The organism is Caballeronia sp. INML2, from assembly GCF_023631365.1.
In the GTDB taxonomy this organism is placed as follows: domain Bacteria; phylum Pseudomonadota; class Gammaproteobacteria; order Burkholderiales; family Burkholderiaceae; genus Caballeronia; species Caballeronia turbans.
In genome coordinates, this window is record NZ_JALQDH010000199.1 from 1 (window position 1) to 850 (window position 850).

Consider the following 850-nt stretch of genomic DNA (forward strand, 5'->3'; position numbering starts at 1 on the left):
TGATCGAACGACGGCTGTTGATCCTCGTGCCGTTCGCGGCGCTCCTCATCGGTCTGCTTCAGGCATTGCCGCGCATGCTCGAAGCTCGGATCAGAAAACGGCTCGTGGTCTGGTATCGCGAGATCAAAGCACTAGAAGATGAAGTGTGGAACAGCACCGAGCCGACCCGCTCGCAGATTGCGCAATGGAGCGACGAGATCGAGAGCATCGACGCGAACGCGAGCCGGATACGGATTCCGTATCGGTATTTTCAGGATGTCTATGCTCTGAAACAGGCGATTGGGGTCGTGCGGGACCGGATAGCGCATGTGGCGCAGAGTGCGAAGGGTTAGAGGCACGTCGCCCACGCGATCTTCCACGCCATCGACATGACGCTGTTGAGCAGCGTCCCTTAGGAGCAAGCGGCAACTAGAAGGGACTGTTCCCAACCCGCCACCTTCGATAATGCTGTGCCAATGGCGCGCGCTGACCTATCGTGATAGTGAGAGCCTGATAAAGACATGCGCGCAGACGCGTTTGAGGAGACCCGGGGGGGTAGACATGAAAGCGAAGGTCGCAGGTCTGGCCGCCTGCCTTATTGCATTGGCCAGCGCAACGGCGGCGAATGCCGCATTGCGGTACGACGAACTCTGGGGCTATGTCGCGCCGTCGATGGCTCAGTCCGGGGCATCCACGTCGAATCCCAGGTCGTCTGTCTATGACGAAGTGCTGGTCGAGAAAGGCGTTGATCCGGCTTCCGAAAAAGGGCAGCTGATTCTCGCGTGGATCGTGCGCATCAACAGCGATCCGGCGGTCGCCGGCAACGTCCAGCGCAAGAGTGATCTCATGCTGAACCCGGGCGCCCGCGCCG

General features: G+C 60.1%; 2 pseudogenes. Both read left to right on the plus strand.

Annotated elements, in window-relative coordinates:
• Nucleotides 1–332 (plus strand): annotated as a pseudogene (locus NCT32_RS36970) (C4-dicarboxylate ABC transporter substrate-binding protein); the annotation flags it as partial.
• A gap of 208 nt (nucleotides 333–540) precedes the next feature.
• Nucleotides 541–850 (plus strand): annotated as a pseudogene (locus NCT32_RS36975) (hypothetical protein); the annotation flags it as partial.